General features: G+C 53.9%; 1 protein-coding gene. It reads right to left on the reverse strand.

The genetic code is table 11. The annotated features are described in order from the left end of the window. The coding region (locus HMPREF2822_RS13865; protein WP_158014583.1) for a transposase at window positions 1-170 on the reverse strand (170 nt) is incomplete at its 3' end. Window positions 171-230: the final 60 nt, after the last annotated feature.

Below are 230 nucleotides of genomic sequence, written 5' to 3' on the forward strand. Positions count from 1 at the left end.
GCTCCTCGGCGTTCACGCTCGAGTTTGACCCATTTTCCTAAAAGCCCGGCGGAAACACCAATCTCCTTAGCCACATGAGCGATCGGTCGCTCCGACTCGATTACCAGATTCGCGGCTTCACGCCGGTACTCCGGCGTGTACTTCTTGCGCTGTTGACTCACAATGAACATCCTCTCCTACGGACACAAGATCCGTACAAATAGGGTGTCCACTAAACGAGGGTAACCTCA

The sequence above is a fragment of the Corynebacterium sp. HMSC062E11 genome (genome assembly GCF_001811845.1).
Lineage (GTDB): Bacteria > Actinomycetota > Actinomycetes > Mycobacteriales > Mycobacteriaceae > Corynebacterium > Corynebacterium hesseae.